Raw genomic sequence first — 26,107 nt, forward strand, 5'->3', positions numbered from 1 at the left:
GGGATTACTATGAAATAAAATATAAATCCCGGTTGTGCAGGTACCGGACTTCCGGTGAAACTGCAAAGCGGCTGCTGCCGTATGAAATATAAAGGAGAATGAAAATGAGTCAGTTGATTTATCTTGATAATGCAGCAACAACAGCAGTAAGACCTGAGGTTTTTGAAAAAATGAAACCTTTTTTTATAGAGAATTATAGTAACCCATCCGCAGTATACAGTTTTGCGGGAGATACCAAGGAAGCCGTAGAAAAGGCAAGAGAACAGATTGCTGCCGTTCTTGGTGCAAAGGCAAAGGAAATTTACTTTACAGCAGGCGGAAGTGAATCCGACAACTGGGCAATTAAAGGTATTGCAGAAGCATTACAGGAAAAGGGTAAGCACATTATCACTTCGAAGATTGAACATCACGCAGTGCTGCATACCTGTGAGTATCTGGAAAAGCACGGCTATGAAGTGACTTACTTAGACGTAGATGCAGACGGTGTTGTATCACCGGAAGCAGTGGAAAAGGCAATCCGCCCGGATACCATTTTAATCAGCATTATGACAGCCAACAATGAAATTGGAACAATTGAACCGATTGCCCAAATCGGTGCTGTTGCAAAGAAGCACGGTATTTTATTCCACACCGATGCCGTCCAGGCATTTGCACATATTCCGATGAATGTCGATGAAATGAATATTGATTTATTAAGCGCCAGCGGACACAAGTTTAACGGGCCAAAGGGTGTAGGCTTCCTTTATATCAGAAGCGGCATTAAAATCGGACCGTTTGTACACGGCGGTGCACAGGAGCGTGGAAGACGTGCCGGAACAACGAATGTACCGGGCGTTGTCGGTATGGCAGAAGCAGCCAGACTGGCACAGGAAGAAATGGACAAGCGCATTGAAAAAGAAACTGCTGTCAGAGATTATTTTATTGAACAGATTGAAAAAAGAGTACCATATGCAAAGTTAAACGGACACAGAACAAACCGTCTTCCGAATAACGTTAATTTCTGCTTCCGTTTTATCGAAGGTGAATCCTTACTGATTTTATTAGATCAGAAGGGCATCTGCGGTTCAAGCGGTTCAGCCTGCACATCCGGTTCGCTCGACCCGTCCCATGTGCTTCTTGCAATCGGTCTGCCGCATGAAATTGCACACGGTTCATTAAGACTGACACTTTCAGAAGCAACGACAAAGGACGATGCGGAATTTGTTGTATCCGAGCTTGAAAAGATTGTAGAGCGTTTAAGAAGCATGTCACCGTTATATGAAGATTTTGTAAAAGAAGAAAAGAAAAACGCATAGTAAAATACGGAAAGGAAAGAAGTGAAGTATGTATAGCGAAAAGGTAATGGACCATTTTAATAACCCAAGAAATGTCGGAGAAATCGAAAATGCAAGCGGTGTCGGTACAGTCGGTAATGCAAAGTGCGGCGACATCATGCGTATTTATCTGGATATTGACGAAGATACAAAGATTATCAAGGACTGTAAGTTTAAGACTTTTGGCTGCGGTGCTGCGGTTGCAACCAGCAGTATGGCAACGGAAATGGTAAAGGGCAAGACCATTTATGAAGCTTTACAAGTAACGAACAAAGCAGTTATGGATGCATTAGACGGACTGCCGCCGGTAAAGGTACACTGCTCTTTACTTGCAGAAGAAGCAGTTCATGCGGCACTTTGGGATTATGCCGAAAAGAACCACATCGTTATTGAAGGTCTGGACAAGCCAAAGGCAGATATTCATGAAGGTGAAGAAGACGAGGACGAAGAATAAGATTGTCACATTGGGATTTGACAATGTAAAGGAATAGGAAAGGGTGTCTGTGAAAACGGGCACTCTTTTTTGCATAAGAAGAAAACTGCGTCGTAAGAATGAGATGAAGATACTTGACAAAACATATGTTTGTGTTATACTGATACTAAATTAATTAAATTTATATTTGCAATGAAGTTTTATAAAAATGGGGAGTGACATGAAGTTTATACATATTTCGGATCTGCATCTGGGAAAGCGTGTCAACGAATTTTCAATGATGGAAGAACAAAAATATATTTTACAGCAGGTGTTGTACACCGTACAGAATGAGGCGGTAGATGCGGTGCTGATTGCGGGAGATATTTACGATAAGCCGGTGCCGCCCGCAGAAGCAGTTGTGCTGTTTGATACATTTCTTACGCGTCTTTCGCAGATGAAAAAGGAAGTTTTTATCATCAGCGGCAATCACGACAGCGCCGAGCGGCTCTCATTTGGAAGCAGTCTGTTTACGGCGGAGGGGATTCATATTGCGCCGGTATTTGAGGGAAACATGGAGAAAGTATCACTTTGGGACGATGCGGGAGAAGTGTGTGTCTATCTGCTTCCATTTATCAAGCCGTCTACGGTGCGACGATTTTATGAAGAAGATTTAACGGACTATACAAAGACTGTACAGACGGTAATTGAGCATACGCCGGTTGATACGTCTAAAAGAAATGTACTGGTGGCACACCAGTTTGTAACAGGGGCTGGCAGATGTGATTCGGAAGAAGTATCTGTCGGAGGGCTGGATAATGTGGATGCATCGGTGTTTGAACCGTTTGATTATGTGGCACTGGGACATATTCACAATGCACAGCACTGTAGCAGGGAAAGTGTGCGCTACTGCGGGACACTGCTTAAATATTCATTTTCTGAGGTGAATCATATTAAGAGCATTACAGTTGTTGAATTAAAAGAAAAAGGAAAAAATCCACAGATTCACACCGTGCCGGTGACACCGCTTCATGATATGAGGGAAATTAAGGGAAGTTATGAAGAACTGACGTTTAGAAAAAATTATATGAATACGGCAGTCAATGATTATCTGCATATTACACTGACGGATGAGGAAGATATTCCGGATGCCATCAGCAGACTGCGCAGTATCTATCCGAATATTATGCGTCTTGATTATGACAATATAAGAACACGTAACAGTGGCAGCTTAGAGATTGGTGAAGCGGTGGTGGAACGCACACCGCTGGAACTGTTTGAAGATTTTTATGAACAGCAGAACCACAAACCGATGAGTGAAGAACAAAAACAGTTTATCTGCGGGCTGATAGAGTCTATTTGGGAATAAGGAGCAGTGCGAAAAATCACACGGATGTGCTGATTTTTCACACGGATGTTTGCTTCCGGACGAAAGCAAACATCTATAATGGCAGATGAGAAATCGCCTGCGCGAATTTCTCATCGCATCTTCGCAACAAGTTGCTTAGGAATAAGGAGTAGTATGAGACCGTTAAAATTAATTCTGTCCGCATTTGGACCGTACAGCGAAAAAACACAACTGGATATGACACAGCTTGGAACCGGCGGCATTTATCTGATTACCGGGGATACCGGCGCAGGAAAGACGACACTGTTTGATGCCATTACGTATGCTCTTTACGGAGAAGCAAGCGGCGGCAGCAGAACGACGGAAATGCTTCGCAGTAAATATGCCGATGCCGCGACACCGACATTCGTCGAACTGACATTTTTATTAAAAGGAAAGACGTATGTGATTTGCAGAAATCCTGAATATATGCGTCCGTCAAAACGCGGTGCGGGAAAAGAAACGAAGGAAACCGCCAAAGCAGAGCTTACAATGCCGGACGGCGGTGTTATCAGCGGGATCAGTGCGGTAAATGAGAAAATGACAGAACTGCTCGGTATCCGCAAAGAGCAGTTTACGCAGATTGCGATGATTCCACAGGGGGATTTTTTAAAGCTGTTATTGTCGGGAACGAAGGAGCGCGCTGCGATTTTCCGTGAAATATTTAATACCAGACCGTATCTGCAGCTGCAGGAACAGTTAAAAAAGGAAGCCGGAACACTTTATAACGCGATTAAAGACGATGAAAAAAGTATCCGGCAGTATCTGGCAGAAGTGCGCTGTAAAAAAGAAAGTGCTTATGCCGATTCTTTGGAAAATCTGCAAAAAGAAGAGGTTATACTGGATACGGATTACTGTCTGGAACTGATTGCAAATATTATGGCAGAAGATATAAAGATACAGGAATCCGTTGCCCAAAAATCAGATGACCTGTCGGCGGAAATGGCACAGCTTGACAGAACACTTGGAAAACAGCAGCAGCGGGAAGTAGTAGAAAAAGCACTTGAAGAGGCAAAGCAGAAGACGGCAGAACTGGGTACGCTTGCGAGCCGGTTAAAGATAGAATACGAACAGGCAGAAAAACTGCAGGAAAACAACAACATCCTGACTGCACAAATTGAAGCGGAGCAGCTCGCACTTCCGGGCTATGAAAAGCTGGAATTTATTTTGAACGAAACTGGACAGAAAAAACAGCAGCTTGAAAAGGAAGAACATTTACTGGAAAAAAGCAGGCAGGAAGCGCAGAAAATGAAACTGCAAAGAGAGAAGTATCAACAGCAGCTTGCCGGATTAAAGGACAGCGGTGCGGCACTGGAGCGGACAGCGGCGCAGATTTCCGTAAATGAACAGCAGTGTCGGAAAACAGAAGTCTTACAGGAAAAGGTCACCCAGAATAAAAATCTCATAAATGAAATGTACCGCATACAGAAGCGGTATATTATGGCGGCAGAGCAATTGGCACAGGCGGGAAGCATTTATGAGGAAATGGAAAAACGTTATTTTGACGAGCAGGCGGGCATACTGGCACAGAACCTGCGTGAAGACGAAGCCTGCCCGGTATGCGGTTCACTGCACCACCCAAAGAAAGCAGTGCTTCATGAAAATGCGCCGACACAACAGCAGTTAAAAAGTCAAAAAGAAGATTATGACAAAAAGACGAAAATACGTTCTGAACTCAGTTCAGAGGCAGGACTTGCAAAAGGACGGGTACAGAGCGCATATAAAGAAATGCTTGCGCAGTATGCGGCATTGATAAGTGATACACATCCAACGATCGTTGCCGGGGTACAAGATATGTCAAATGTATCAGATTTATCGCATTTATCAGATTCGGAAGAAGCATCACAGGAACAGATGATTGACGTGATAAAGCAGGTGAGTTACCGGACACAGCAGGCAGCAGAAGCACTGGCAGATGAGAAGCAGCAGCTGATGGTGCAGAAAGCCAGACTGGAAGCCGATGTCGCATTAGAGCAGAAGATTTCCGGGCAGTTACCGGAGTGCGAAAAGCGCCAGAAAGAACTGGAAGAAGAGGTGGCAGAGCGTACCAGCCGTATTTCTGTATTAAAGACAGAAGGTGAAGCTTTAAAAAAGCAGGCGGATGAATTAAAACAGACTTTAAAGTTTGAAAATGCAGAAGCGGCAAGACAAAGCATTGCGCAGAAAGTCCGGCAGAAAGAGGAAATACAACAGCGGGCAAAGCAGGCAGGGCAGCAGTATCAGGATTGTAAAATCAAGCTCGAAGCAGAGCAGAGAAGGGTGCTTGATTTAACCACACAGCTAAAAAGCGGTGAAGAAGATAAAGAAAACAATGAAAGTAATGAGAGTGGGAAAAAGTACGGGGAATTACTGACCCTGCGGCAGGAAAAGGAAGTCTGTCAGAAGCAGTATCAGAACGAAAAGAAGGAACTGGATTTGCGGATTGCAGTCAATGAGCGGGCGGCAGGTGCAGTAAAAAAGATTGCGGCAAAGAGCAGCGAAAAAGAAAAGCAGTATCAGTGGGTACGGGCACTCAGCAATACGGCAAACGGTGCATTGAGCGGTCAGGACAGAATTATGCTTGAAACATATGTTCAGACAGCATTTTTTGACCGTATTATTATCCGGGCCAATACCCGCTTTATGCAGATGACATCGGGACAGTTTGAACTGGTGCGCGCAAAGACGGCAGATAATCTAAGAGCGCAGAGCGGACTGGAATTAAACGTGATTGACCACTATAACGGCAGTATCCGTAGTGTCAAGTCCTTATCGGGTGGAGAGTCCTTTAAGGCATCTCTTGCAATGGCACTGGGATTATCCGATGAAATCCAGTCGCAGACGGGTGGTATCCAGATTGATACAATGTTTATTGATGAAGGGTTTGGCTCATTGGATGAAAATTCACTGGAACAGGCGATTGATGTTTTACTGCGGTTATCGGAGAGCAACCGCCTTGTGGGAATTATCTCCCACGTCGGCGAATTAAAGGAGCGTATCGGGCGGCAGATTGTTGTTACCAAGACACCGGACGGCGGAAGCCATGCCAGGATTGTTGCGGATAACTAAGAACAGCTGTGTATTTTACAGCTTCTTATAAACCGTAAAATACATAGTGATAAAGCAGGCGGCTCCGCCGATAAAATTGGAAACCGGTTCTGCCCAGAATACGCCGTTTACACCAAGTGGCGTGAGCGGAAGCAGATAGATTAACGGAATCACAATAATTACCTTTCTTAAAAGCGAAAAGAAAATGGCATTTTTGGATTTGCCAAGTGCCGTAAAAACGGATTGCCCCGCAAATTGAAAGGACATCATAAAAAATCCGAAAAAGTAAATGTGCATACAGGCGGCACCCAGTGAGAGCAGTTCCGGTGTCGAATCAAAAAGCAGGATAAATTGTCTGGCAAAAATCATGGTTAAAATCCATGCCGCTACGGTATAGATAAGCAAAGCCACAGACATATAGCGGATGGTCTGCTTTACCCGGCTGTTTTTATCCGCACCGTAGTTAAAGCTGAGAATCGGCTGGGCACTGTTGGAAATACCGCTGACCGGCATATGAATCACTTCGCGCACGGAGTTAATAACGGTCATGGCGGCGATGTATAAGTCCCCGCCGTGTATGGACAGGCTGGCGTTGCCCGCCATCTGGACGGCACTGTTGGTTATGGACATGGTAAAACCGGAAAGTCCCAGTGCGAGGATTTTGCCGACACGTTTTCTGCCCAATACAAACTGTTTCGGAGATAGCCGTATTATTGTTTTTTTGCCGGTCAGAAAAGTGAATGTCCATAAGGCGGCAATAAACTGTGAGATAACAGTTGCAAGAGCCGCACCCCGCACTCCCATGCCCAGTAAAAAGATAAAAACAGGGTCTAGCAGCAGGTTGCAGACCGCACCAATGGAAACGGTCAGCATGCCGGTTTTTGCAAAGCCCTGCGCATTGATAAATGAATTTAAGCCAAGGCTTAACATTACAAAAACAGAACCGCACAGGTAGATGGTAATGTATGAATCGGCATAACGGAAGGTGGCTTCGCTTGCGCCGAGCAGATATAAAAGCGGACGTTTCAAAAGCAGCCCAGTTATTGTAATAAACAGGCCGAACAACAGTAAAAGGACAAAGCTGTTACCGAGGATTTTTTCGGCTTCGGCATCATTTCGTTTCCCGCGTTCAATGGAAAAAAGCGGTGCGCCGCCCATGCCGACAAGGTTGGCAAAAGCAATGGTAATCGTACAGATTGGAAAGGCAACACCAAGACCAGTCAGCGCATTGGTAGAATCAAAGGGGATTCTTCCGATAAAAATACGGTCAATAATATTGTATAAGACATTGATTAACTGTGCCAGTGTCATAGGAAGTGCAAGACGCAGCATGTGTGCCGGAATGCTTCCGGTTGAAAAATCGTTTTCAGCTGTTGGATTCACAAAATCACTCCTTCTGTAATAATATATGTATACACAGTATAGCACACCGGCTTAAAAAATTTAAGGTTGACTGTCAGATTTTCTTTATGTTATGATGGTTACAGATAAAAGGGAGTAGCTTGCATATACGGGGAGTATATGTAACGTGATTTCGTCAGTACGGGAAAAGAGATTTCTCCGGAGCACGTTGTAGGAAGCGAGACTTTTATTGTAACGATTGTGTTGCAATAAAGTCTCGTTTTTCTTTATTGCAGGCAGAAAAAGGAGGAAAGAATGAATCGGAATTTAAAAAACGAGGAAGTTAAAAAGTATATTACAATCGGGGCAGTGCTGATTATACTGTATTGGGCATTGCAGAATTTACAGCTGATTTTTTCAGTGATGTCAAAGATTCTGACACTGTTTATGCCTTTTTTAATCGGCGGGGTCATTGCATTTATTATGAATGTGCCAATGAAGCAGATTGAACGGCATCTTTTTCAGAAAGAACAGTATCAGACTGAAAAATTTGCGGCACTTAGAAGAACATGTGCATATGTCCTGACATTACTGGCAATTATTGTAATTCTGGCAGCAGCTATGGTTATTGTGATTCCGCAGCTGGTATCTACAATTGCAGATATTGTAAAGCTGATTCCGGGACAGTTTCAAAATGTGCAGCAGTTTTTGATGGAGCAGGCCAAAGCCTATCCGCAGATTGAACAGCAGCTGGCTTCGGTGCAGATTGACTGGGAATCGCTGTTAAAATCAGCAATGGATTTTGTAACTGCCGGTACAAAGGGAATTATCAGCGGCGGAATCGGTGCAGTGACAAGTATTGTATCGGGTGTGACGAATTTCTTTATTGGATTTATTTTTTCTATTTATGTTTTGTTTCAGAAAGAAACACTTGCAAGGCAGACGAAGAAAATTCTGTATGCATTTACAAAAGAAAAAACAGCCCAAAAAGTACTTCGTGTGGTACGGCTTGCCAATACGACATTTGCAAGCTTTTTGTCAGGACAGTGTCTGGAAGCGTGTATTCTTGGAACGATGTTCTGTGTAACCATGCTGGTTATCCGTCTCCCGTATGCGCTGTTAATCGGCATTGTTATTGCCATTACAGCGCTGATACCGATTGTAGGTGCTTTTATCGGTTGTGTTGTGGGAATTATACTGATAGGGCTGGTAAATCCGGTCAAGGCAGTGATATTTGTGATTATGTTTTTCGTTTTACAGCAGATTGAAGGAAATCTCATATATCCGCATGTAGTCGGCAGCTCAGTGGGACTGCCGGGAATGTGGGTATTAATGGCAGTAACAGTCGGCGGAAGTTTGTTTGGTATCGTGGGAATACTGACCTTTATTCCGATCTGTTCGGTGTGTTATGCACTGTTCCGGTTATTTGTCAACGAAAGGCTGAAAGAAAAGAGGGAAATATGACAATTATTATACAGTTGGTGTTACTGGTAATCGGGTTTGCCGCACTTGTAAAAGGGGCAGACTTTTTTGTGGAAGGCAGTTCGGCCGTTGCGGGGAAGTTGAAAGTTCCGGGTGTGGTCATCGGTCTTACAATTGTAGCAATGGGGACGAGTGCGCCGGAGCTGGCAGTCAGTGTATCGGCAGCAATAGCGGGTTCTAATGAAATCGCAATCAGTAACATTATCGGGTCAGATATTTTTAACCTGGTGCTGATATTTGCAATCTGCGCCGTGATTACACCGGTGACAGTGGATAGGGGCATTATGAAGCGGGATTTTCCGTTTTCAATTATTGTTTCCGTGATACTGGCAGTCATGATTGCAGATTATGTATTTACAGGGCAGAAGGTTTTTACTGCGGATGGTATACTGCTTTCAGGAACAATTGGCAGATTGGATGCGGTGATTTTGATTCTGCTGTTTATTGCGTATCTTGCCTTTACGGTTCTGATGGCGCTTAGAAATAAAGTGGAGGATGAAGAAATTGCGGAACTTCCGGCGTGGAAGTGCGCAGTGTACATTCTTGGTGGTGCAGCTGCGATTATTATCGGCGGACAGCTTGTTGTAAACAGTGCAAAAACCATTGCACTTGCCTGTCATATGACAGAAACGCTGGTGGGGCTTACGATTGTAGCCATGGGAACATCACTTCCTGAACTGGTCACATCTGTGGTTGCGGCAAAAAAAGGACAAAACGGTATGGCGGCAGGTAATATTATCGGTTCCAATATCTTTAATATTCTGCTGATTTTAGGTGTGTCAGCTTTTATTCATCCGATTCCGGTGATAACGGAGTCGTTGTATGACACGGTTATTTTAATCGGCCTGAGTATTATTATTTATATTTTTGCCGCAACAGGTGACAAAATAGAGCGGAAAGAGGGCATTGCCATGATTGGTGCGTATATTTTGTATATGATTTATGCAGTTTCGCGCGGTATGGGGTGGATATAAAGAAAAAAGTGTGTTATAATGCCTGTCTGAGGGAGTTGGGGAATACAAAGAATTCAGCACAGAATCAGACTGTGTTTGGATAAATGAAAAAAATAGGAGAAAGACTCATGGAAAAATTTTTTAAGGTCAAAGAGCATGGCTCGACAGTGAAAACAGAAGTGCTTGCCGGAATTACAACTTTCATGGCGATGGCGTATATTCTCATGGTTAATGCAAATATGTTTTCAGAACTTGGCGTTGTATCATATAATGCCATTTATATCGCAACAGCAATTTCAGCCGTTGTCGGTACATTTTTAATTGCATTCCTCGCAAATCTTCCTTTAGGATTGGCATCCGGTATGGGACTGAATGCATTTTTTGTGTACACAGTCTGCTTTACATTCGGATTATCTTATGCAAATGCACTGATTCTTGTATTGTTAGATGGTGTAGTATTTATCATCCTGACACTGACCGGTGTCCGTAAGATGTTATTTGATGCTATCCCACAGTGTGTCAGAATGGCAATTTCAGCCGGTATCGGTCTGTTTATTGCATTTTTGGGATTACAGGATGCGGGAATTATTGTTCCTTCAAGCTCTACCTGTGTCAACCTGACAAGCTTTAACCTGTTTAACGGGAATGCAACCTGGGCAGAAATTATGCCAAAGCTTGTTACAATTGCGGCGCTGATTATTATTGCCGTATTATCTTACAAAAAAGTAAAGGGTTCTGTTTTATGGGGAATCCTCGGCGGAACAGGTCTTTATTATATCCTTGGCTGCACCATTCCGGGATTTTACAAAGGATTTGCGGCAAATATGAACTTCAATCCGTTTACTGCATTCGGTGACTGGGGTTCACAGGCATTTTTAAAGGTATTTACGGAAGGTTTTGATTTTTCCGCTTATCTTGCAACCCATTCTACAGCGGATTTAGTGATTCTGATGATTACAACAGCACTTGCATTCTGCATGGTAGATATGTTTGATACACTTGGTACACTCTACGGTGCATGTTCAAGAGGAAATATGCTCACAGAAGAAGGCGAAGTACCGAACTTTGAAAAGGCGATGTTATCCGATGCGATTGCAACAGTAACAGGTGCTATCTGCGGTACTTCTACGGTTACAACCTTCGTAGAATCCTCTGCCGGTGTTGCAGAAGGTGCAAGAACAGGTCTTGCGGCATTTACAACAGGGGTGTTATTCTTCGTTGCAATGTTTTTAAGCCCGGTTGCAGTACTGATTCCGACTTGTGCGACATCAGCAGCACTGATTTATGTCGGCGTATTGATGATGGGTGGCGTTGCAGATATTGAATGGCATAAGCCGGAAGTAGCCGTACCGTCATTTATGACAATCGCGATGATGCCATTTGCCTATAATATCAGCTACGGTATTGCATTCGGTCTGATTACGTATGTATTTATCTGTATTTTTACAGGCAGAGTAAAGGAAATTAAGCCGTTCACATGGGTTGTCGGTGCGTTATTTGCGATTATGTTCTTTATGACACATTAATTGATGTGTCGTCCTGCTGGGCAGAAACACAAGCCTGCAGAAGATGATAAAAATATAAAAAAATGCCAAAGGAGGCAGCCGTGTTGCAGATTGCAGCAGCTGTCTCCTTTTTGCATTGTAAGGAGGAAAAGCGATGGGCGTAAAAGAAATTTTAGTGCTTTTGATTTTATTTGGTGCCAATCTTTTACAGGCAATTACAGGCTTTGCGGGGACATTGATTTCCATGCCGCCGACTATGAAATTAATCGGTGTGGACGAAGCAAAGGCACTGCTAAATGCAATTGCACAGATTTCCAGTCTGATGATTGTAATTACCGGATTCCGGCATATTAACTGGAAGGAATTTTTTAAGATGTTTGTGCTGATGGCAGCCGGTATGGTTGTGGGAATGAAAATATTTGAAGTATTTCCGATGCAGCAGCTTCTGACATTTTACGGCATTATGATTATTGTGATTGCGCTGGATAAGCTGTTTGTGAAAAAACAGCTCAGACTTCCGGCTGTACTTATGTTGTTTGTCATCTTTGCCGCGGGTATTATTCACGGAATGTTTGTATCCGGCGGGGCATTGCTTGTCATTTATGCGGCAGGGGTGTTAAAAGATAAGGAGGAATTCAGGGCAACTATTGCGTTAATCTGGTTGACGATTGGCTGTTACATTACAGGAATCCAGTTTCAGGCGGGACATTTTAACAGCCATGTGTGGTTTTTGTTAATAGCAGGAATTATTCCTGTTTTTGCAGGTACATGGATTGGCACAAAGCTGGTAAAGAAGCTGCCACAGGAAATTTTTATGAAAATGACATACATTTTATTACTGCTGTCAGGAGTCATGGCGATTGTATAAATAAAGGAGGGCAGGATATGAGTGTAGTTTTAAAAGAAGCCATCCGGCAGGCGGGCTGTGCAGATATTAAGCTGGTCGCCGGAAAAAACGGTCTGACCAATGCGGTCGAATGGGTGCATATGGTAGATACAACAGAAATTGCCGATTTTTTGTCCGGTGGGGAAATTGCATTTACAACAGGAATCGGTGTCAGTGAAAAAATGTCTTTGCTTGCGCTGGTTGATCGGGTCTATAAAAATCATGCCAGTGCAATGGTAGTAAACATCGGACCTTATGTGGCTGAAATTCCGCAGGAGGTTATTGATTTTGGCAATGCACACGATTTTCCGGTTTTTGAAGTGCCGTGGAGTGTGCATATGGCAGATATGATGCGGATGATCTGTTTTACAATTACGCAGTCCCAGCAGCGCGCAATGCAGTTGTCGGCAGCATTCCGTTATGCTATATTTACGCCGAAGCAGGAAGAACTATACGTATCGGCACTCATGCAGAAAGGCTACTTCGCTGAGTGGAATTATGTGGTTGTGATGATGGACATCTGCGACCGGCTTGAAAATGAAAAGGAAGAAATATTTTATGTGTCGATTTTAAAAGACCGTCTGGAGCGTTTTACACAGAAAGCGGCGCGCGTGATGGTGCAGGAAAAACATGATGTTGTTGTATTTACGGAAAATGACAGAATTTTAATGGTATTTAGTGACATGAAGGAAGAAAAAGCAGCTGAATTTGCAGAGACTGTCAAAGAACAGATTGTACCGTTATTGAAAAACACGGAATCTATATTTGTTGGTGTTGGAAGTACCGCAGCGGGTTTCCGTCGTCTGTCAAAAAGCTATCAGATTGCAAGAAAAATTGTGGATTTGTCAAAAATGGAAAACGAGGAAGATACGACAAGAACGTATGCATCCATGGGTGTGAACCGCCTGCTGTTTAATATAGAAAATACAGACTGCTTTGAAGAATATTATCAGGATACCATCCGGCCGCTGGATGAATATGATGCGTTAAATAACAGTAATCTGGTGGAAGTACTGGACTGTTATATGAAGCACAACGGTAGTGTACAGGATACGGCAGAGGAGCTGTTTGTGCATCGGAACACAGTCAATTACAAAATCAAGAAAATTGAAGCCCTTTTAAATGTGGATATTACAAAGTTTTCAGTCCGCAATGAACTGGCACTGGGGCTGTTGGTCGCTAAATTAAGGAAGTTTTCAAAATAAATAAAGTAAATCCGGACTTTGTGCTAAAGCACAAAAAGGTTTAGGCTTTAAACTATTGTATTTGGCGGTAAAAAATGTAAAATAAAATCATCAGTTAGATAACAGAAATGACAAAGGCGTCAGAAACTCCAAATGGAGAATCTGGCGCCTTGTTGTTTTTTTCTGCATAACAGAAATTATTTTTTCAGGAGGACAAACAAATGGGAAATTTAACAGGAAAAGAAGTAGCACAGATGCACAAGGATTATGTAATGCAGTCATGGTCAAAATCAGGTGTAGATGCATTACCGGTTGAAAAGGCAAAGGGAATTTATTTCTGGGATTATGATGGAAAGAAATATGCAGATATGGCTTCCCTTTTAGTCTGCTCAAATCTTGGACATGAACTTCCGGAAATTGTTGAAGCAATTAAGGAACAGGCAGATAAGATGTGCTTTATGGCACCGGCGTATGCTTCAGAGCCAAAGAGCAAGCTTGCAAAGATGTTAGTTGAAGCTGCCGGAGCAGATCATTTTAAGAGAGTATTCTTTACAAACGGCGGTGCCGAATCAAATGAAAATGCAATTAAAATGGCACGTATGGTAACAGGAAGAACAAAAGTATTCTCATGCTATAGAAGCTATCATGGCGCAACACTCGGTGCTTCCAATGCTTCCGGTGACTGGAGAAGATTTGCCGCAGAAATCGGCGGTGCAAACGGATTTGTAAAATTCATGAATCCGCAGATGTACAGAGACGGTTATACATACGGTGTTGATGATGAAGTCGTTACAAAGAAAGCACTTGCAGATCTGGATTTGCAGTTAAGATATGAAGGCCCGCAGAATGTAGCCGCAATCCTGATGGAATCTATTGTCGGTGCAAACGGTGTGATTTTACCACCAAAGGGTTATATGGAAGGTGTCAGAAAGCTTTGTGACAAGTATGGTATTTTAATGATTTGCGATGAGGTTATGGCAGGCTTCTTTAGAACCGGTAAGTGGTTTGCATGGCAGAACTTCGATTTCGTACCGGATATGATTACATTTGCAAAAGGTGTTACCTGCGGCTATGTACAGCTCGGCGGCGTTATTGTAAATAAAAAGGTTGCAGATTATTTTGAAGAAAATGTATTACAGTGTGGTCTTACTTATTCAGGACATACACTTGCCTGTGCCGCCGGTGTTGCAGCACTGACTTATTACAAGGAACACAACATTGAACAGCATGTAGCCGAAATGCATGAAATCGTTGCACCGTTTATGCAGAAGATGGTAGAAAAGCATAAGTGTGTCGGTGAAGCAAGATGTATCGGATTATTCGGCGCGCTCGAAATGGTTAAAAATAAGGAAACAAGAGAACCGTTACAGGAGTATGGTGTTCCGGGAACAGCAATGCCTTGGATTTTCGCAGAGTTAAAGAAAAGAGGATTTGCAACCTTCGGACGTGAGAATTTCATCGAAGTATGCCCGCCGCTGATTATTACAAAGGAAGAATTAGAAGAATACCTTCCAATTCTGGATGAAGTATTAACAATGGCAGATGAAAAGTTTTGTGATTAATAAAAAGCCGTAAATTATACGGCGGAATCGAGGTTAATATGAATTGGGATTATTTACAGCCGGTTAAAATCCGGTTCGGCAAGGGCAGAGTGTCCGAAGTAAAAGATTTAGCAAAGGAAATGGGAATTAAAAACGGCTTACTGGTTGCAGACCCATTCTTCTTTACAAACGGTCTGGCAGAGCGCATTGTAAAGGAAAGCGAAGGAGCGATTATCGCTTCCTTCGGGGATTTATCCCCAAACCCGGATGTTACAGAGGTTGATGCCTGTGCGGCAATTATCCGTGAAAAGGAAATCGGCTTTGTTGTAGCACTTGGCGGCGGCAGTTCCATGGACTGTGCAAAGGCAGCAGCAAGTATTGCATTAACGGACGATTCTATTAGAAAATACCATGGAACAGGTGTTGCCATGCCACAGGAACATCTGCCGTTAATTGCAGTGCCGACAACAGCAGGAACGGGCAGTGAAGTAACGTGCGTATCTGTACTGACAGATCACGCAAATGGAAAGAAATCCCCGATTGTATCGGACGGATTTTTCCCAAGCTATGCGATTATCGACCCGGAATTAACATACACCATGCCGCCGAAGGTTACGGCAGGAACAGGAATTGATGTGTTATCCCATGCATTAGAGGGCTTTTGGAGCAAGGGACACCAGCCAATCTGTGATGCGTGTGCCCTTCATGCGGCAGAACTGGTATTCCAGTATCTGTATAAGGCATATTTAGACCCGGCAGACGAGGAAGCAAGAGAGAAAATGTGTGAAGCCTCATTAATTGCAGGACTTGCATTTACCCTGCCAAAGACAACCTCTTCCCATGCCTGCTCATTTCCGCTGACGAATATCCACCACATTCCGCACGGAGAAGCCTGCGGCATGACACTGGATTACTTTGCAAGAATCAATGCAAAGGGTGCAGACGGTGCAAGAATTGATGAATTTGCAAGAAAATTGGGATTTAAGGATACAGAGGAAATGGCAGATGCCATCCATGAATTAAAGGCAAAGATGGGACTGCGCAATGATTTAAAGGATTTGCATTTAACAGAGGAACAGATTTCAGAGCTGGTACGAATCAGCAGACATCCAAACCTTTACAACAATCCGGTTGAAATTACCGATGAAATGTTAAGCGAAATGTATCATAAACTGGCATAAGGACAGTGCAAGAGAAAAGAGGTGACACCTATGTATAGTGTTGTTGTTGCGTTTGGACTGGCAAGCGTGATGCTGTGTATCGGCATGGCAATCCGCGCAAAAGTGAAATTCTTTCAGCATATGCTGATGCCGGTCAGTGTTATCGGCGGTATCTTAGGATTTATCCTGATGAATCTGGTACTGTCAAAATATCCGGTCGGCGGTGTAAGTGTAACGGATTTTAGTAATATTGTAGATGTATTTTTTGTGATGTCCTTTATTTCTATCGGACTGACAGGCAGTAAAAAGAAAAAGAATAAAAAAACAGAAGACGGCAAAAAGAAGAAAAGCAGCGGTCCGGTACGAGGTGCAATCGGTATGGCACTCATTTGGTGTATTTTGTATGCACTCCAGCCGCTTGTCGGTATTTTAATCGTATCCATTACAGGAAAAGCATTTCATATGGATTCGATGTATGGCATTTTAGTTCCGTTTGCATTCTGTCAGGGACCGGGACAGGCATCTACCTACGGCAGACTTTTTGAATATACCTATGGATTTGACAAGGCAGAAATGGTAGCATTAACTTATGCAATCTTTGGTTTCCTCTCTGCATTTTTAATCGGAGTACCGTTTGCAAGATACGGATTAAAGAAAGGGCTTGCAAGAAATAAAAGTAAGATTAATGAAGCTGTTGAACGGGGATATTTTGTACCGGAGGAACAAAGAGAGCCACTTGGTAAATCGACTTTCCACAGTGCCAATATTGAAACAGCGGCAGCCCATTTTGCCATTATGGGTGTCTGCTACCTGCTTGCACTCGTTCTTGCGAAGTTGGTAAACTTCATTCCGGCGCTTGGTTCAACGTTTAGTGCCATGCTGTTTATGTGGGGCATGTTTGCAGCCTATATTGTAAAAGCTGTGATGAGAAAGTTAAACATTGAATATCTGATTAACAATGCATTCCAGAGCAGAATTACAGGATTTCTTTCTGATTATTTGGTTGTATGTGCTTTTATGGCAATTCAGGTAGGCATCATCGGAAACTGGATTGTTCCGATTTTACTTGCCAGTGTTGCAAGCGGTATTGTTACGTTTTTCATCTGCCTGTTCTTTGGAGAACGTCTTGGCAGTGACCACGATTTCGAGCGGGTGCTGGGTGTATTCGGTACAAGCACCGGTACAACACCAAGCGGTGTATCACTGCTCCGTATGGTTGACCCGAAGTTACAGACATCAACCGGTGCGGAACTGGGTATGATGAATATGGCAATGATTTTTTCAACACCAACCATGCTGTTTATCACATTTGCGGGGCTTAAAATGATTTCGCTTCCGATAGCGTGCGGCGGTATGTTCCTGACAATATTTATTTATATCATTTTGTTAAAGGTGTTTGGTGTATTAAGAAAGCCGACCTTTACCGTAGCAAAAGGCAGAATTTCAGATGGTGCGGAAAGTGGCGAAGAGATTCCGTTCTTACGCGGGTATCTGCATGATACGGTAGATGTAACTGATACGGCGGCAGTTGAATCAATGATTCATAACAGTTGGAATTAAAGTTTACAGGGAACTGGAGGAAAATGATATGAAGATGATATATGCGATTGTAAGACCAGAAAAGGTTTATGATGAAATGTCTAAAAATATGCTGATGATTGTATGTGATGATGACGATAAAAATGAAATTATTGATATTATCATGGATACGGCACAGACCGGTGAATCCGGCAACTCCGGCGATGGACGAATCTTTGTCCTGCCGGTAGAGGAGTCCTATACGATTTCATCACAGAGTAAAGACGATTAGTGTAAAAAATTACACTGATGTGCTGATAAAGGAGGCAGGCATGAAAACGATTTATTATGACGGTGATATTATTACGATGACGGGGGCAAAGGATTCCTGTGAAGCACTTGTCACGGAAGATAAAAAAATTCTGTATACCGGTACATTAAAACAGGCGCGGGCGCTTTACGGAAATGAGGCACAGGAGCGGGATTTAAAGGGTCATACGCTTATGCCTGCCTTTATTGATGCACACAGTCACTTTGTACAGACGGCACAGAGCATAAAGATGTGTGATTTGTCGGATACGGAAAGCTTTGAGGATATTGTCACGGCATTGAAAAACTATCTGGAAAAAAATCAGATTGACGAAAACGGTATGATTTTTGCAACCGGTTACGACCATAATTTTCTTGCGGAGCAGAAACACCCGGATAAGACGGTTTTGGACAAAGTATCCAAAACCGTGCCAATCTACATTTCCCACGCCTCCGGTCATATGGGAGCTGCCAATTCGGCGCTGCTAAAGCTTGCGGGAATTACGATAGAAACCAAAGACCCGGAGGGCGGAAGATTCGGCAGGAATAAAAGCGGAGAACCGGATGGCTATGTAGAGGAAACACCTGCACTGATGCAGGTGCTTGCCGCAGCCATGCCGCGCATGAAAATTGATATGGCAGAGCAGATGAAAGAAGCCCAGCAGCTTTATTTAAAATATGGTATTACAACCGTTCAGGAAGGTGCGGCAATGGCACAGACCATGCAGGGGTTGACGGCATTTGCAGCATCGGGCGGTTTGGAACTGGACGTTGTGGCATACATTTTAAAGGAAGATTATGAAAAGACGGTCAAAGAATATGCGGATTACAACGGAAAATATAAAAACCGTGTTAAAATCGGCGGTGTTAAAGTGATTTTAGACGGTTCGCCACAGGGCAAATCTGCATGGCTTAGTAAACCGTATGAAGGGGAGGAAAACTACTGTGGTTATCCGACCCATAACGATGCCTATGTTACAAAAGCGGCAAAGGATGCAGTACGCGGTGGGTACCAGATTCTTGCACACTGTAACGGCGATGCGGCATCGGAACAGTTTATACAGAGTTATCAGGCGGCACTAAAAGAAATGGGTACGGCAGACGGCGATTACCGTCCGGTCATGATACACTGCCAGACCGTAAGGGATGACCAGCTTGACCGCATGGCGCAGCTAAAAATGATTCCTTCTATATTTATAGGACATACGTATTACTGGGGCGATATTCATTTAAAGAACTTAGGCGCGGTGCGCGGTGCAAGAATCAGCCCGGTAAAATCCGCCTTAGAGCGCGGACTGATTTATAACTTTCATCAGGATACACCGGTTACAAAGCCGGATATGCTTCATTCAGTGTGGTGCGCTGTCAATCGTGTGACAAGAAAAGGACAGCCAATCGGTCAGGAACAGTGCATTAATGTCTATGAAGCCTTACAGGCAGTGACAATCAATGCTGCTTATGCGTATAAGGAGGAAGATCAAAAAGGCACATTAGAAGCAGGAAAAATGGCAGATATGGTGATTTTAGATGCCAATCCGCTCAAGGTCGATAAAAAATGTATTAAAGACATTGTGGTACTTGAAACGATAAAAGAAGGAAAAACCGTATATAAAAATTAAAAAATAGAAACCGGAAAGGCACTTCTCTCGTATATATAAATGTGAGGGCAGAAAGCCCTTCCGGTTTTTGCTTTATCCGATATGGACAATAGGATATCTGCATTGCAGATGATTTTTCGTCCCGGGGCAGTTAGTTTTTTATAAGCTGCTTTGGGACGTTTGTGTTGTACCGGACGTGGAGCTGGTAACGTGAATCCGGCACAGTCTGTCGTAAAATAAATCCCGGTTTTTGCCGATAAAGCAGTAACAAAAATTAAAAATAAAAAAGATGACGAATGCAATCAGCGATGAAGCACCACACACTAAAAGCATTTCTGTTCTTTTGGAAGGTCCGGCGGACAGTGCGGAATACATCAGCAAAATGTAGTACGGGGACGGAATCAGCAGAAGATGTAAAATTCCTTCCCGCAGTAACAGCAGTAAAACCGGTACATGTGCCGCAGCGTGCTTTTTCGTGTTTTTCTTTCCGGTGCGTTCAAGACGGATACTGACTAAAAATTTACCAAAGGTTGTTCCGTGAAATAAAATGGCACAGACCGTAAAGTAGCAGAACGCAAAAAGCGGAATTAAAAACAGCTGTATGGAATGGGAAAAAGACTGTAAAACATCAGTAAATTTCCACACACAAAAATATACGCCTAAAATGATTGTGTAATCGGCAAGCAGACCAAACAGGCGGCGGAAGGACGAAACCTCACTGCCGCGTCTGTACGCCGTTTCGTCAAGCCTTTTGCGGCTTGGCAGGAAAAACAAAAGTGCGGGTGTTATCCAGAAGCCAATCATGCCGCCTAAGGTATTGCAGATTAAGTCGTCTACTTCAAAGAAGCGGTACGGATAGGGATAAATGCCGTAAAGACCGCTTAACTGTGTACATTCAAAAAACAGGCTGTATAAAAAAGAAAGCAGTAAAACCTGATACCATCTGCGGTTAAAGTAATACCGCAGATATACGCCAAACGGCAGTAGTAACAGGATATTAAAGACAATCTGTAAAAAGTCGGGGTTCGTAAACGTATCCTTATAGGTTGAGAAGTCAGTAAGGACAAAAGAACACCCGTCCAGCCATCGCCGCACGGCATCAAACGGTGTCAGAAGCATCGTGGCACTTTCCGGAGTAACCGAGTCTCGTCTGATAAAAAGTCCAGATGGAACTATTGAATTCATCACTTAATTCATCTGCTATATTTGCAGGGGTGGTTTCAGCCATTTTCAAAACGTCCTTTCTTTATTTATTTTGCAACATAAATCATTTTACTATAATTGACCACATATGTCTATATGTTTACAAAACAACTCCCCTCTCCACATATCATAAAATCCACATACCTATAATTAAGAAAGGCTTCCAAAACGGCACTCTCCCATTTGCATTTTTTCCTCATTTTATTTATAATGTTTATTAATTATGGACACATATTGAACTTCAACAGAATGGAGATTTTATTTTTATGGAACAATACTCAAGACGTTTTATCGAAGAATTGGAAAAACATATCGATCCTACTATCATCGAATTTTTTGAAAAGAAAAGAAATTTATTAAAATTTCCATGTAACAGCATGACGGAATTAATAGATGAAACCTTAATGAACTATCTGGAAGGTAAAACCAGTCGTGAAGATTTAATTCCTGTTATCAACAAAATTAAAAAATCGCGTTTGCAAAAAAGAGCCCGCTGGTACAAATCCTATATTACGGACATTGAAACCATGACACTTGACGATCCGAAGCACCCGGTCGCTTCCGTCATCAATATGGCACGCTCTCTCCCAATTGACCAGTATGTTAATATTTTCGGGGACAAAGAACTGGATGAAATTATTGAAGAATACAAAGAACGTGCGACTGTCTGGAAAAATGATGCCAACAGCCTGCTGATTTCGTTTCCTGGAATTGCTTCTTTTACGAACAATTCTATCTACAACTCATTAAAAAATGATTTAATGATTAATGCATGGAAATATATCGAAACCGATTTAGCCGGAAATATTGATTCTTACCTCAGAATGTTTCCGGAGGAGCTATTGGAAAAACCGCTTTTTAGTCCTTCCTCATTTACCCTGATGATGGAAACTGCATCCAATAATCTCTTAAAAGAAATTATCACGGATGACAACGGTGAGGAATTACTTGAAGTAACTGTAAATAACGGAAAACTCACTCCGCCAAAATCAATGGACAGTAACGATTTAAAACTGGTAAATGCCTTTATTTCCAATATTAATATGCAGGAATTTTCAAAAGAGAAATCCGTGGTTGTCGATTTGAATACACTTGGCAAGGAAGTAGTTGATTATCATGTCGGAAAAAATGTACTGAATAAAATTTCCAATTCCTGCCGCAAACTGGTTGAGTACAACTTCTCTTATGAAGAAGAAGGCAGTAAAATGTATTTCAACTTATTTGATAATATTACAATCAAGGAAGATGCCGAACGTCCTTATGCAATTGCCCAGTTCGGTGAAATTTTAAGTAATGCCATTATTCAGAAAAAACTGATTTCCATTACTTCCGCTTCTTATGATATTTTAACAAATAACCTGTCCCGGATTATCTGCTATGCCATGAAACGCGAACAGATTGCAAACCAGGAAACAAAAATGAATGAATACAGCTATACTTATTTCCAAAAAATTGTCCGTTTTAAATTAAAAAACAAAAAGAAAAATATGCAGCTGATTCAGGAAAGTCTTCAGGAATTTGTAGAAAATCAGATTGCTATCAAACACTTTGAATTAAGAAACGGTATCTTCATTATTCAGTTTCTGCCACTCTCCGACGCCGAAATTGAAGACTTGAATTTTGACCGGACAAAGCTCATTCAATCCAATCGTGAATTATAATGTCTACATTTTTTATTTTAGCAGCCTCCTACCGTGAGGCTGCTTCTTTTTATATTCCGGAAATGCTTTTATATTTTTCATGCTGTTTTACGCATTTTTATTATTTTTGTCGTTTTTTTCATTAAATAACACCTTTTAATATGCATAAACCCTCACAAAAACTGAGTATTTACTATTCCTTTACTTCGCTTATTTCCATTATTTTTTCAATCGTCATCAAAAATGTAGATAATTTTAGAGTAAAACTCAAAAAGAATTTTTTCCGGCATTTTCAAAATGTAGTGATTTTTAGAGTAAAATTTAAAAATGTAGTCATTTTTAGAGTAAATCATAATACAAGCCCACAGAAAATCCCCTTTTTTTAGCATTAATAGAATAAAAAATAACTTATTGATATTGTTTTTCTACATTTTTATTGGGGTGTTTTTACTTTGGTTGTCTACATTTTTGGCTTAAACAAGCCTTTTGTGCATTTTGCACATAAAAAATTTATTACAAAATTGGGAATGTAGATAAATTTAGAGTAAAATCTCAAAAATTTTAAATTTCTCTTCTACAAAAAAAATCTCAAGAAATTATGTAGACAAATTTAGAGTAATCTAACTTACTTTTTCAAAAAATGTAGACAAAAAAATCAAAAAAAATTTGATTTCATGTAAAATGTGGATAAAAAACTAGTAAAACACTTCATTTGATTTTATCTGGGTTTTCCTGTTAAATATCATGTGGAAAGGTGGTGAAAATTTTGGATAACTTTGCAAATATCGGTAAAGCAGTTCTGATTCAGTCTATTGGTCTGCAAAAAAATTATATTGAAGTCAAAGAATCAGAGACATCTGTTATCGACTATAATAATGCGGCCTGCACAGATTGTAAATACAAGGCTTTTATTCAGGCTTTTGCGCCGGATTCCGAAGCATATTTATCTGCTTGTGAAACCTGCAGGAATTGTCCACATAAAATTTTCACCCAGAAGACCGAGTATAAAAAGATTTATCATAATGAAACCAACCGTTTCGGATATAAACCGCGCTTAAAAACCAATGCTATTAAGCTTCTGCTTTTACTGCATTTTTATCATCCGGATCGTTTTGGCATCATCAAAAATATTGATATCCGGGAATTGGCAGAACATCTGCATTGTGATATCAAAACGGTTAAGAATAATCTGGAAATTTTAAACCGTTATGCCTATGTTACATATGCCAGAACGGATTCCTATATTATAACACTTTGTTTAAATGACTACACCAGCTACTATCTTCCTGCCCGCCAGGGAGGCCGTGGCTTTATTGTGCTGTCTAAAAAACTATTATCACAGATTCTTGAGATTGATACACTGGTTACATTACGGATTTATCTGCGCCAGTTAATATCCATTGATAATCTGAATGCAAAGGGCGGCCCTTTTACTGCCATTTCCAATACGTATAAGGATTTGAAACGCTTTCTGCCGGAGTACTGTAAACCGAATATCATCCGTAAGGCTGTACAGACCTCGAATGATATTTTTACAATCACGCTCAATACGAACGGTATCCGTTTTGAAATTAAAGATGAATATAATGCGAAAAAGCAAAAAGAAAGCTGCTATCAATATTACATTCATCAGCTCCATCAGTTTGTAATGGATTTTAATAAAACTGTAACTTCTGTTAATGTAAATAATTCAATACCTGCCCGTTACGCAGAATACTTTAATGACCGGCAGACTGTTGATTATTACCGCCTCATTCATTTTAAAGATTATGAAGTTGAGGATTTAGCAATGCTGTCATTACAATATTCCTTTGATACTGTAATATATGCTCTTTCCTCTATTTATAAAACTTATATTTTAAAAGATCATGAAATAAAAAACCTCGGTGGTCTTGTCCGCACTGCAATTATGGCTCAATTAAAAACATCTTATCAGGCTGCTTAAATATATAAACAGCCTTTTTGTTGTACTCATTTTTCCGATAATTTTCTGATAATATACTTTTTCTCTTTTACAATTTTTCTTTTCTGAATGAAATATCCCTTTTATTATATGTATTCTTCATATTCTACATTTTTTATATTGTTTTGTTTATCCACATTCGGAAAGTTTTCACCTTTTATGTGAAATTTTTCTCTTGTTATACACAAGAATTCACCTTTTATGTGAAAAGATTAGACTTTTTCTATTCTTTTTTCGTCTTATATTTGCAGATTTCACCATTGATTTTGAAAAAAATAAACTCTTTAAAATACGTGAAGACAGCTCTATTACTGCTCTCTCCTGTTTTATATTTATCAATATCTGTTTTTTTAATCTGTTATATATTATTATATATATTAAAACACAGGGAACTTCATACGGATATTAGATATAGATATATTATTAAGCAGATTATACCCATGTAATATTTAAAGTATAACCTGCTTAATAGTTATTCATTTTAATCCAGACTGTCAATAAAATCGTTAAAACGGTTTCGTAAGATTTCTACACGGACTTTTAAATTTGCATCTCCTTTAATAACAGCTTTATTTGCTTTTAAGGTATCAAAATTATTTTCAAATAAATTAAGTGCCTGCTCAGCTTTTGCAAGTGAAGTAATTTTTTTAAGTTCGTTATCTGTAATAGATATCTTGCGTTCTTCTTTTTCTTTTTGCTGCTGACGAATTTTTTCAATGTTTGTTTCTAATTTTGCCCGTTCTTTTTCGGCTTTATTTTTGGCTTCCGTAATATATCGGAGTTCTTCTTCTAAGTCCTCCCTTGATTTGGCTCCCGTAGATGGTGCTGTTTCAAGTTTTGTAATCTTTTCTTCCAGTACTTTTAATGTGGAGTCTTTTTCCTGAATCTGCTGCATTGCCTGTTCCAGTTCTGTTTTATATTTTTTGGCTTCTGCGGCACGTTCTTCAGATATCTTTTTGATGGATTGATATTCCGCATTATCAATGCTGCCGTTTTTTTGAACCAGTTCCAGAATCTGATATTGTGCGTCCTCATCCAGACGTCCGAATTTATCAGCCTGATTTAAGTCAATATTATTTTTGTTTAATAAATCACTTAATTCAGGAATCAGCTTTTCAGCAGTTGTGTATTTTCTTGCCTGACGTTCGGAAATGTTTAACTGTTTGGCAATTTCTGCATTAATATTTTTGATTTCCCCAGTCAGTTTTTTGGCTTCATAAAGTTCTTTTAACCGTGATACCTCCCAACGTTTTACTTCCATGGAAGTTTCGCGGACATCATGGTTGGCAGAAATCAGCATAATTTCTTCGTCAATATCGTCAATGTTGGCTTTTTCAATCTTACATGGAATTCCCATCGGGAATAAGGTGTTGTAGTCTTTGTCATTCATCATGCAGATTGCGCGGTAACGGCGTTCACCTGAGATTAACCGGTATTTATCCTGATCGGCATCGTATAAAACGGAAAGATTATGGCGTAAACCGTTTATCAGAATGCTTTCCATAAGGGATTCAATTCCATCCTGCGTGTATTTTTCATTTTTTGGATTGGATTGTATTTTTTCCTTTGCAATATATTGGAAATTATATTGTGCCTTTGCCTGTATTTCTTTAATTTTTGCACCGCCGGCATTGTCAAGAACACCGGTTTTGGTAACACCGGCACTGAAAGATTTTTTAGCCATG

At 41.2% G+C, this 26,107-nt stretch carries 19 protein-coding genes; 16 read left to right on the top strand and 3 right to left on the bottom strand.

The features are described 5' to 3' along the window. The first annotated feature begins 104 nt into the window (after nucleotides 1–104). From nifS to WMO37_RS06695, 4 genes are all read left to right on the top strand, one after another. A complete protein-coding gene (nifS, locus tag WMO37_RS06680) occupies nucleotides 105–1,295 on the top strand; it encodes a cysteine desulfurase NifS (protein ID WP_022431335.1) in 1,191 nt (396 codons plus the stop codon). Between the two features lie 28 nt (nucleotides 1,296–1,323). Further along, the gene (gene nifU / locus WMO37_RS06685; RefSeq protein ID WP_022431334.1) at nucleotides 1,324–1,767 is read left to right on the top strand and encodes a Fe-S cluster assembly scaffold protein NifU; all 444 of its coding nucleotides are present in this window, start codon (nucleotides 1,324–1,326) and stop codon (nucleotides 1,765–1,767) included. Nucleotides 1,768–1,966: 199 nt separating this feature from the next. Then, a complete protein-coding gene (locus tag WMO37_RS06690; protein ID WP_349154622.1) occupies nucleotides 1,967–3,094 on the top strand; it encodes an exonuclease SbcCD subunit D in 1,128 nt (375 codons plus the stop codon). Between the two features lie 153 nt (nucleotides 3,095–3,247). After that, a complete protein-coding gene (locus tag WMO37_RS06695; protein WP_349154623.1) occupies nucleotides 3,248–6,160 on the top strand; it encodes an AAA family ATPase in 2,913 nt (970 codons plus the stop codon). A 15-nt stretch (nucleotides 6,161–6,175) separates the two neighbouring features. Here the strand turns inward: WMO37_RS06695 and WMO37_RS06700 are convergent, their stop codons facing one another. Beyond that, complete coding sequence (locus tag WMO37_RS06700; protein ID WP_349154640.1) at nucleotides 6,176–7,471, bottom strand: MATE family efflux transporter; 1,296 nt, start codon at nucleotides 7,469–7,471, stop codon at nucleotides 6,176–6,178. Nucleotides 7,472–7,795: 324 nt separating this feature from the next. Here WMO37_RS06700 and WMO37_RS06705 point away from each other — a divergent pair, with 324 nt between their 5' ends. From WMO37_RS06705 to WMO37_RS06750, 10 genes are all read left to right on the top strand, one after another. Then, nucleotides 7,796–8,944, top strand: a complete 1,149-nt coding sequence (locus tag WMO37_RS06705) for an AI-2E family transporter (RefSeq protein ID WP_022431330.1) — start codon at nucleotides 7,796–7,798, stop codon at nucleotides 8,942–8,944. Continuing rightward, the gene (locus WMO37_RS06710) at nucleotides 8,941–9,936 is read left to right on the top strand and encodes a calcium/sodium antiporter (protein WP_349154624.1); all 996 of its coding nucleotides are present in this window, start codon (nucleotides 8,941–8,943) and stop codon (nucleotides 9,934–9,936) included. Before WMO37_RS06705 ends, WMO37_RS06710 begins: the two co-directional genes overlap by 4 nt. Nucleotides 9,937–10,043: 107 nt before the next feature. Beyond that, nucleotides 10,044–11,441 carry an NCS2 family permease gene (locus tag WMO37_RS06715; protein WP_349154625.1) on the top strand — a complete coding sequence of 466 codons (1,398 nt, stop codon included), beginning with the start codon at nucleotides 10,044–10,046 and terminating at the stop codon, nucleotides 11,439–11,441. 133 nt (nucleotides 11,442–11,574) lie between these two features. Continuing rightward, nucleotides 11,575–12,288, top strand: a complete 714-nt coding sequence (locus tag WMO37_RS06720) for a sulfite exporter TauE/SafE family protein (protein WP_349154626.1) — start codon at nucleotides 11,575–11,577, stop codon at nucleotides 12,286–12,288. Between the two features lie 17 nt (nucleotides 12,289–12,305). Further along, nucleotides 12,306–13,511, top strand: a complete 1,206-nt coding sequence (locus tag WMO37_RS06725; RefSeq protein ID WP_349154627.1) for a PucR family transcriptional regulator — start codon at nucleotides 12,306–12,308, stop codon at nucleotides 13,509–13,511. 200 nt (nucleotides 13,512–13,711) lie between these two features. Further along, entirely contained in the window at nucleotides 13,712–15,052 is a 1,341-nt protein-coding gene (locus WMO37_RS06730; protein ID WP_349154628.1) for an aminotransferase class III-fold pyridoxal phosphate-dependent enzyme, read from the top strand. 38 nt (nucleotides 15,053–15,090) lie between these two features. After that, nucleotides 15,091–16,212, top strand: coding sequence for an iron-containing alcohol dehydrogenase family protein (locus tag WMO37_RS06735; RefSeq protein WP_022431324.1), 1,122 nt, complete (start codon nucleotides 15,091–15,093; stop codon nucleotides 16,210–16,212). A 30-nt stretch (nucleotides 16,213–16,242) separates the two neighbouring features. Then, complete coding sequence (locus tag WMO37_RS06740; RefSeq protein ID WP_022431323.1) at nucleotides 16,243–17,751, top strand: sodium/glutamate symporter; 1,509 nt, start codon at nucleotides 16,243–16,245, stop codon at nucleotides 17,749–17,751. Nucleotides 17,752–17,779: 28 nt separating this feature from the next. After that, nucleotides 17,780–18,001: a P-II family nitrogen regulator gene (locus WMO37_RS06745; protein WP_349154629.1), complete on the top strand. Its 222-nt coding sequence runs from the start codon at nucleotides 17,780–17,782 to the stop codon at nucleotides 17,999–18,001. A 40-nt stretch (nucleotides 18,002–18,041) separates the two neighbouring features. Beyond that, nucleotides 18,042–19,637, top strand: a complete 1,596-nt coding sequence (locus WMO37_RS06750) for an amidohydrolase (RefSeq protein ID WP_349154630.1) — start codon at nucleotides 18,042–18,044, stop codon at nucleotides 19,635–19,637. A gap of 138 nt (nucleotides 19,638–19,775) precedes the next feature. Here WMO37_RS06750 and WMO37_RS06755 read toward each other — a convergent pair whose 3' ends face one another. Then, nucleotides 19,776–20,801: a VanZ family protein gene (locus WMO37_RS06755; RefSeq protein ID WP_349154631.1), complete on the bottom strand. Its 1,026-nt coding sequence runs from the start codon at nucleotides 20,799–20,801 to the stop codon at nucleotides 19,776–19,778. A 284-nt stretch (nucleotides 20,802–21,085) separates the two neighbouring features. Here WMO37_RS06755 and WMO37_RS06760 point away from each other — a divergent pair, with 284 nt between their 5' ends. Together WMO37_RS06760 and WMO37_RS06765 are read left to right on the top strand one after the other, a co-directional pair. Next, nucleotides 21,086–22,480 carry a hypothetical protein gene (locus tag WMO37_RS06760; protein WP_227090337.1) on the top strand — a complete coding sequence of 465 codons (1,395 nt, stop codon included), beginning with the start codon at nucleotides 21,086–21,088 and terminating at the stop codon, nucleotides 22,478–22,480. Between the two features lie 736 nt (nucleotides 22,481–23,216). After that, on the top strand, nucleotides 23,217–24,404 hold the full coding sequence (locus WMO37_RS06765) for a hypothetical protein (protein WP_436970266.1): 1,188 nt from the start codon (nucleotides 23,217–23,219) through the stop codon (nucleotides 24,402–24,404). A gap of 499 nt (nucleotides 24,405–24,903) precedes the next feature. Here the strand turns inward: WMO37_RS06765 and WMO37_RS06770 are convergent, their stop codons facing one another. Continuing rightward, nucleotides 24,904–26,106 (bottom strand): ParB/RepB/Spo0J family partition protein, encoded by a 1,203-nt coding sequence (locus tag WMO37_RS06770; protein ID WP_349154633.1) that lies wholly within the window; start codon nucleotides 26,104–26,106, stop codon nucleotides 24,904–24,906. Nucleotide 26,107: the final 1 nt, after the last annotated feature.

Origin of the sequence: Lachnospira intestinalis (genome assembly GCF_040095895.1) — a bacterium.
Lineage (GTDB): Bacteria > Bacillota > Clostridia > Lachnospirales > Lachnospiraceae > Lachnospira > Lachnospira intestinalis.

Coding starts and splice junctions, on each gene's coding strand:
- WMO37_RS06715 (WP_349154625.1), top strand. CDS start 10,044: ATGGAAAAATTTTTTAAGGTCAAAGAGCATGGCTCGACAGTGAAAACA.
- WMO37_RS06710 (WP_349154624.1), top strand. CDS start 8,941: ATGACAATTATTATACAGTTGGTGTTACTGGTAATCGGGTTTGCCGCA.
- WMO37_RS06720 (WP_349154626.1), top strand. CDS start 11,575: ATGGGCGTAAAAGAAATTTTAGTGCTTTTGATTTTATTTGGTGCCAAT.
- WMO37_RS06700 (WP_349154640.1), bottom strand. CDS start 7,471: ATGCTGCGTCTTGCACTTCCTATGACACTGGCACAGTTAATCAATGTC.
- WMO37_RS06725 (WP_349154627.1), top strand. CDS start 12,306: ATGAGTGTAGTTTTAAAAGAAGCCATCCGGCAGGCGGGCTGTGCAGAT.
- nifU (WP_022431334.1), top strand. CDS start 1,324: ATGTATAGCGAAAAGGTAATGGACCATTTTAATAACCCAAGAAATGTC.
- WMO37_RS06760 (WP_227090337.1), top strand. CDS start 21,086: ATGGAACAATACTCAAGACGTTTTATCGAAGAATTGGAAAAACATATC.
- WMO37_RS06730 (WP_349154628.1), top strand. CDS start 13,712: ATGGGAAATTTAACAGGAAAAGAAGTAGCACAGATGCACAAGGATTAT.
- WMO37_RS06705 (WP_022431330.1), top strand. CDS start 7,796: ATGAATCGGAATTTAAAAAACGAGGAAGTTAAAAAGTATATTACAATC.
- WMO37_RS06740 (WP_022431323.1), top strand. CDS start 16,243: ATGTATAGTGTTGTTGTTGCGTTTGGACTGGCAAGCGTGATGCTGTGT.
- WMO37_RS06770 (WP_349154633.1), bottom strand. CDS start 26,106: ATGGCTAAAAAATCTTTCAGTGCCGGTGTTACCAAAACCGGTGTTCTT.
- WMO37_RS06690 (WP_349154622.1), top strand. CDS start 1,967: ATGAAGTTTATACATATTTCGGATCTGCATCTGGGAAAGCGTGTCAAC.
- WMO37_RS06755 (WP_349154631.1), bottom strand. CDS start 20,801: ATGAATTCAATAGTTCCATCTGGACTTTTTATCAGACGAGACTCGGTT.
- WMO37_RS06735 (WP_022431324.1), top strand. CDS start 15,091: ATGAATTGGGATTATTTACAGCCGGTTAAAATCCGGTTCGGCAAGGGC.
- nifS (WP_022431335.1), top strand. CDS start 105: ATGAGTCAGTTGATTTATCTTGATAATGCAGCAACAACAGCAGTAAGA.
- WMO37_RS06695 (WP_349154623.1), top strand. CDS start 3,248: ATGAGACCGTTAAAATTAATTCTGTCCGCATTTGGACCGTACAGCGAA.
- WMO37_RS06750 (WP_349154630.1), top strand. CDS start 18,042: ATGAAAACGATTTATTATGACGGTGATATTATTACGATGACGGGGGCA.
- WMO37_RS06745 (WP_349154629.1), top strand. CDS start 17,780: ATGAAGATGATATATGCGATTGTAAGACCAGAAAAGGTTTATGATGAA.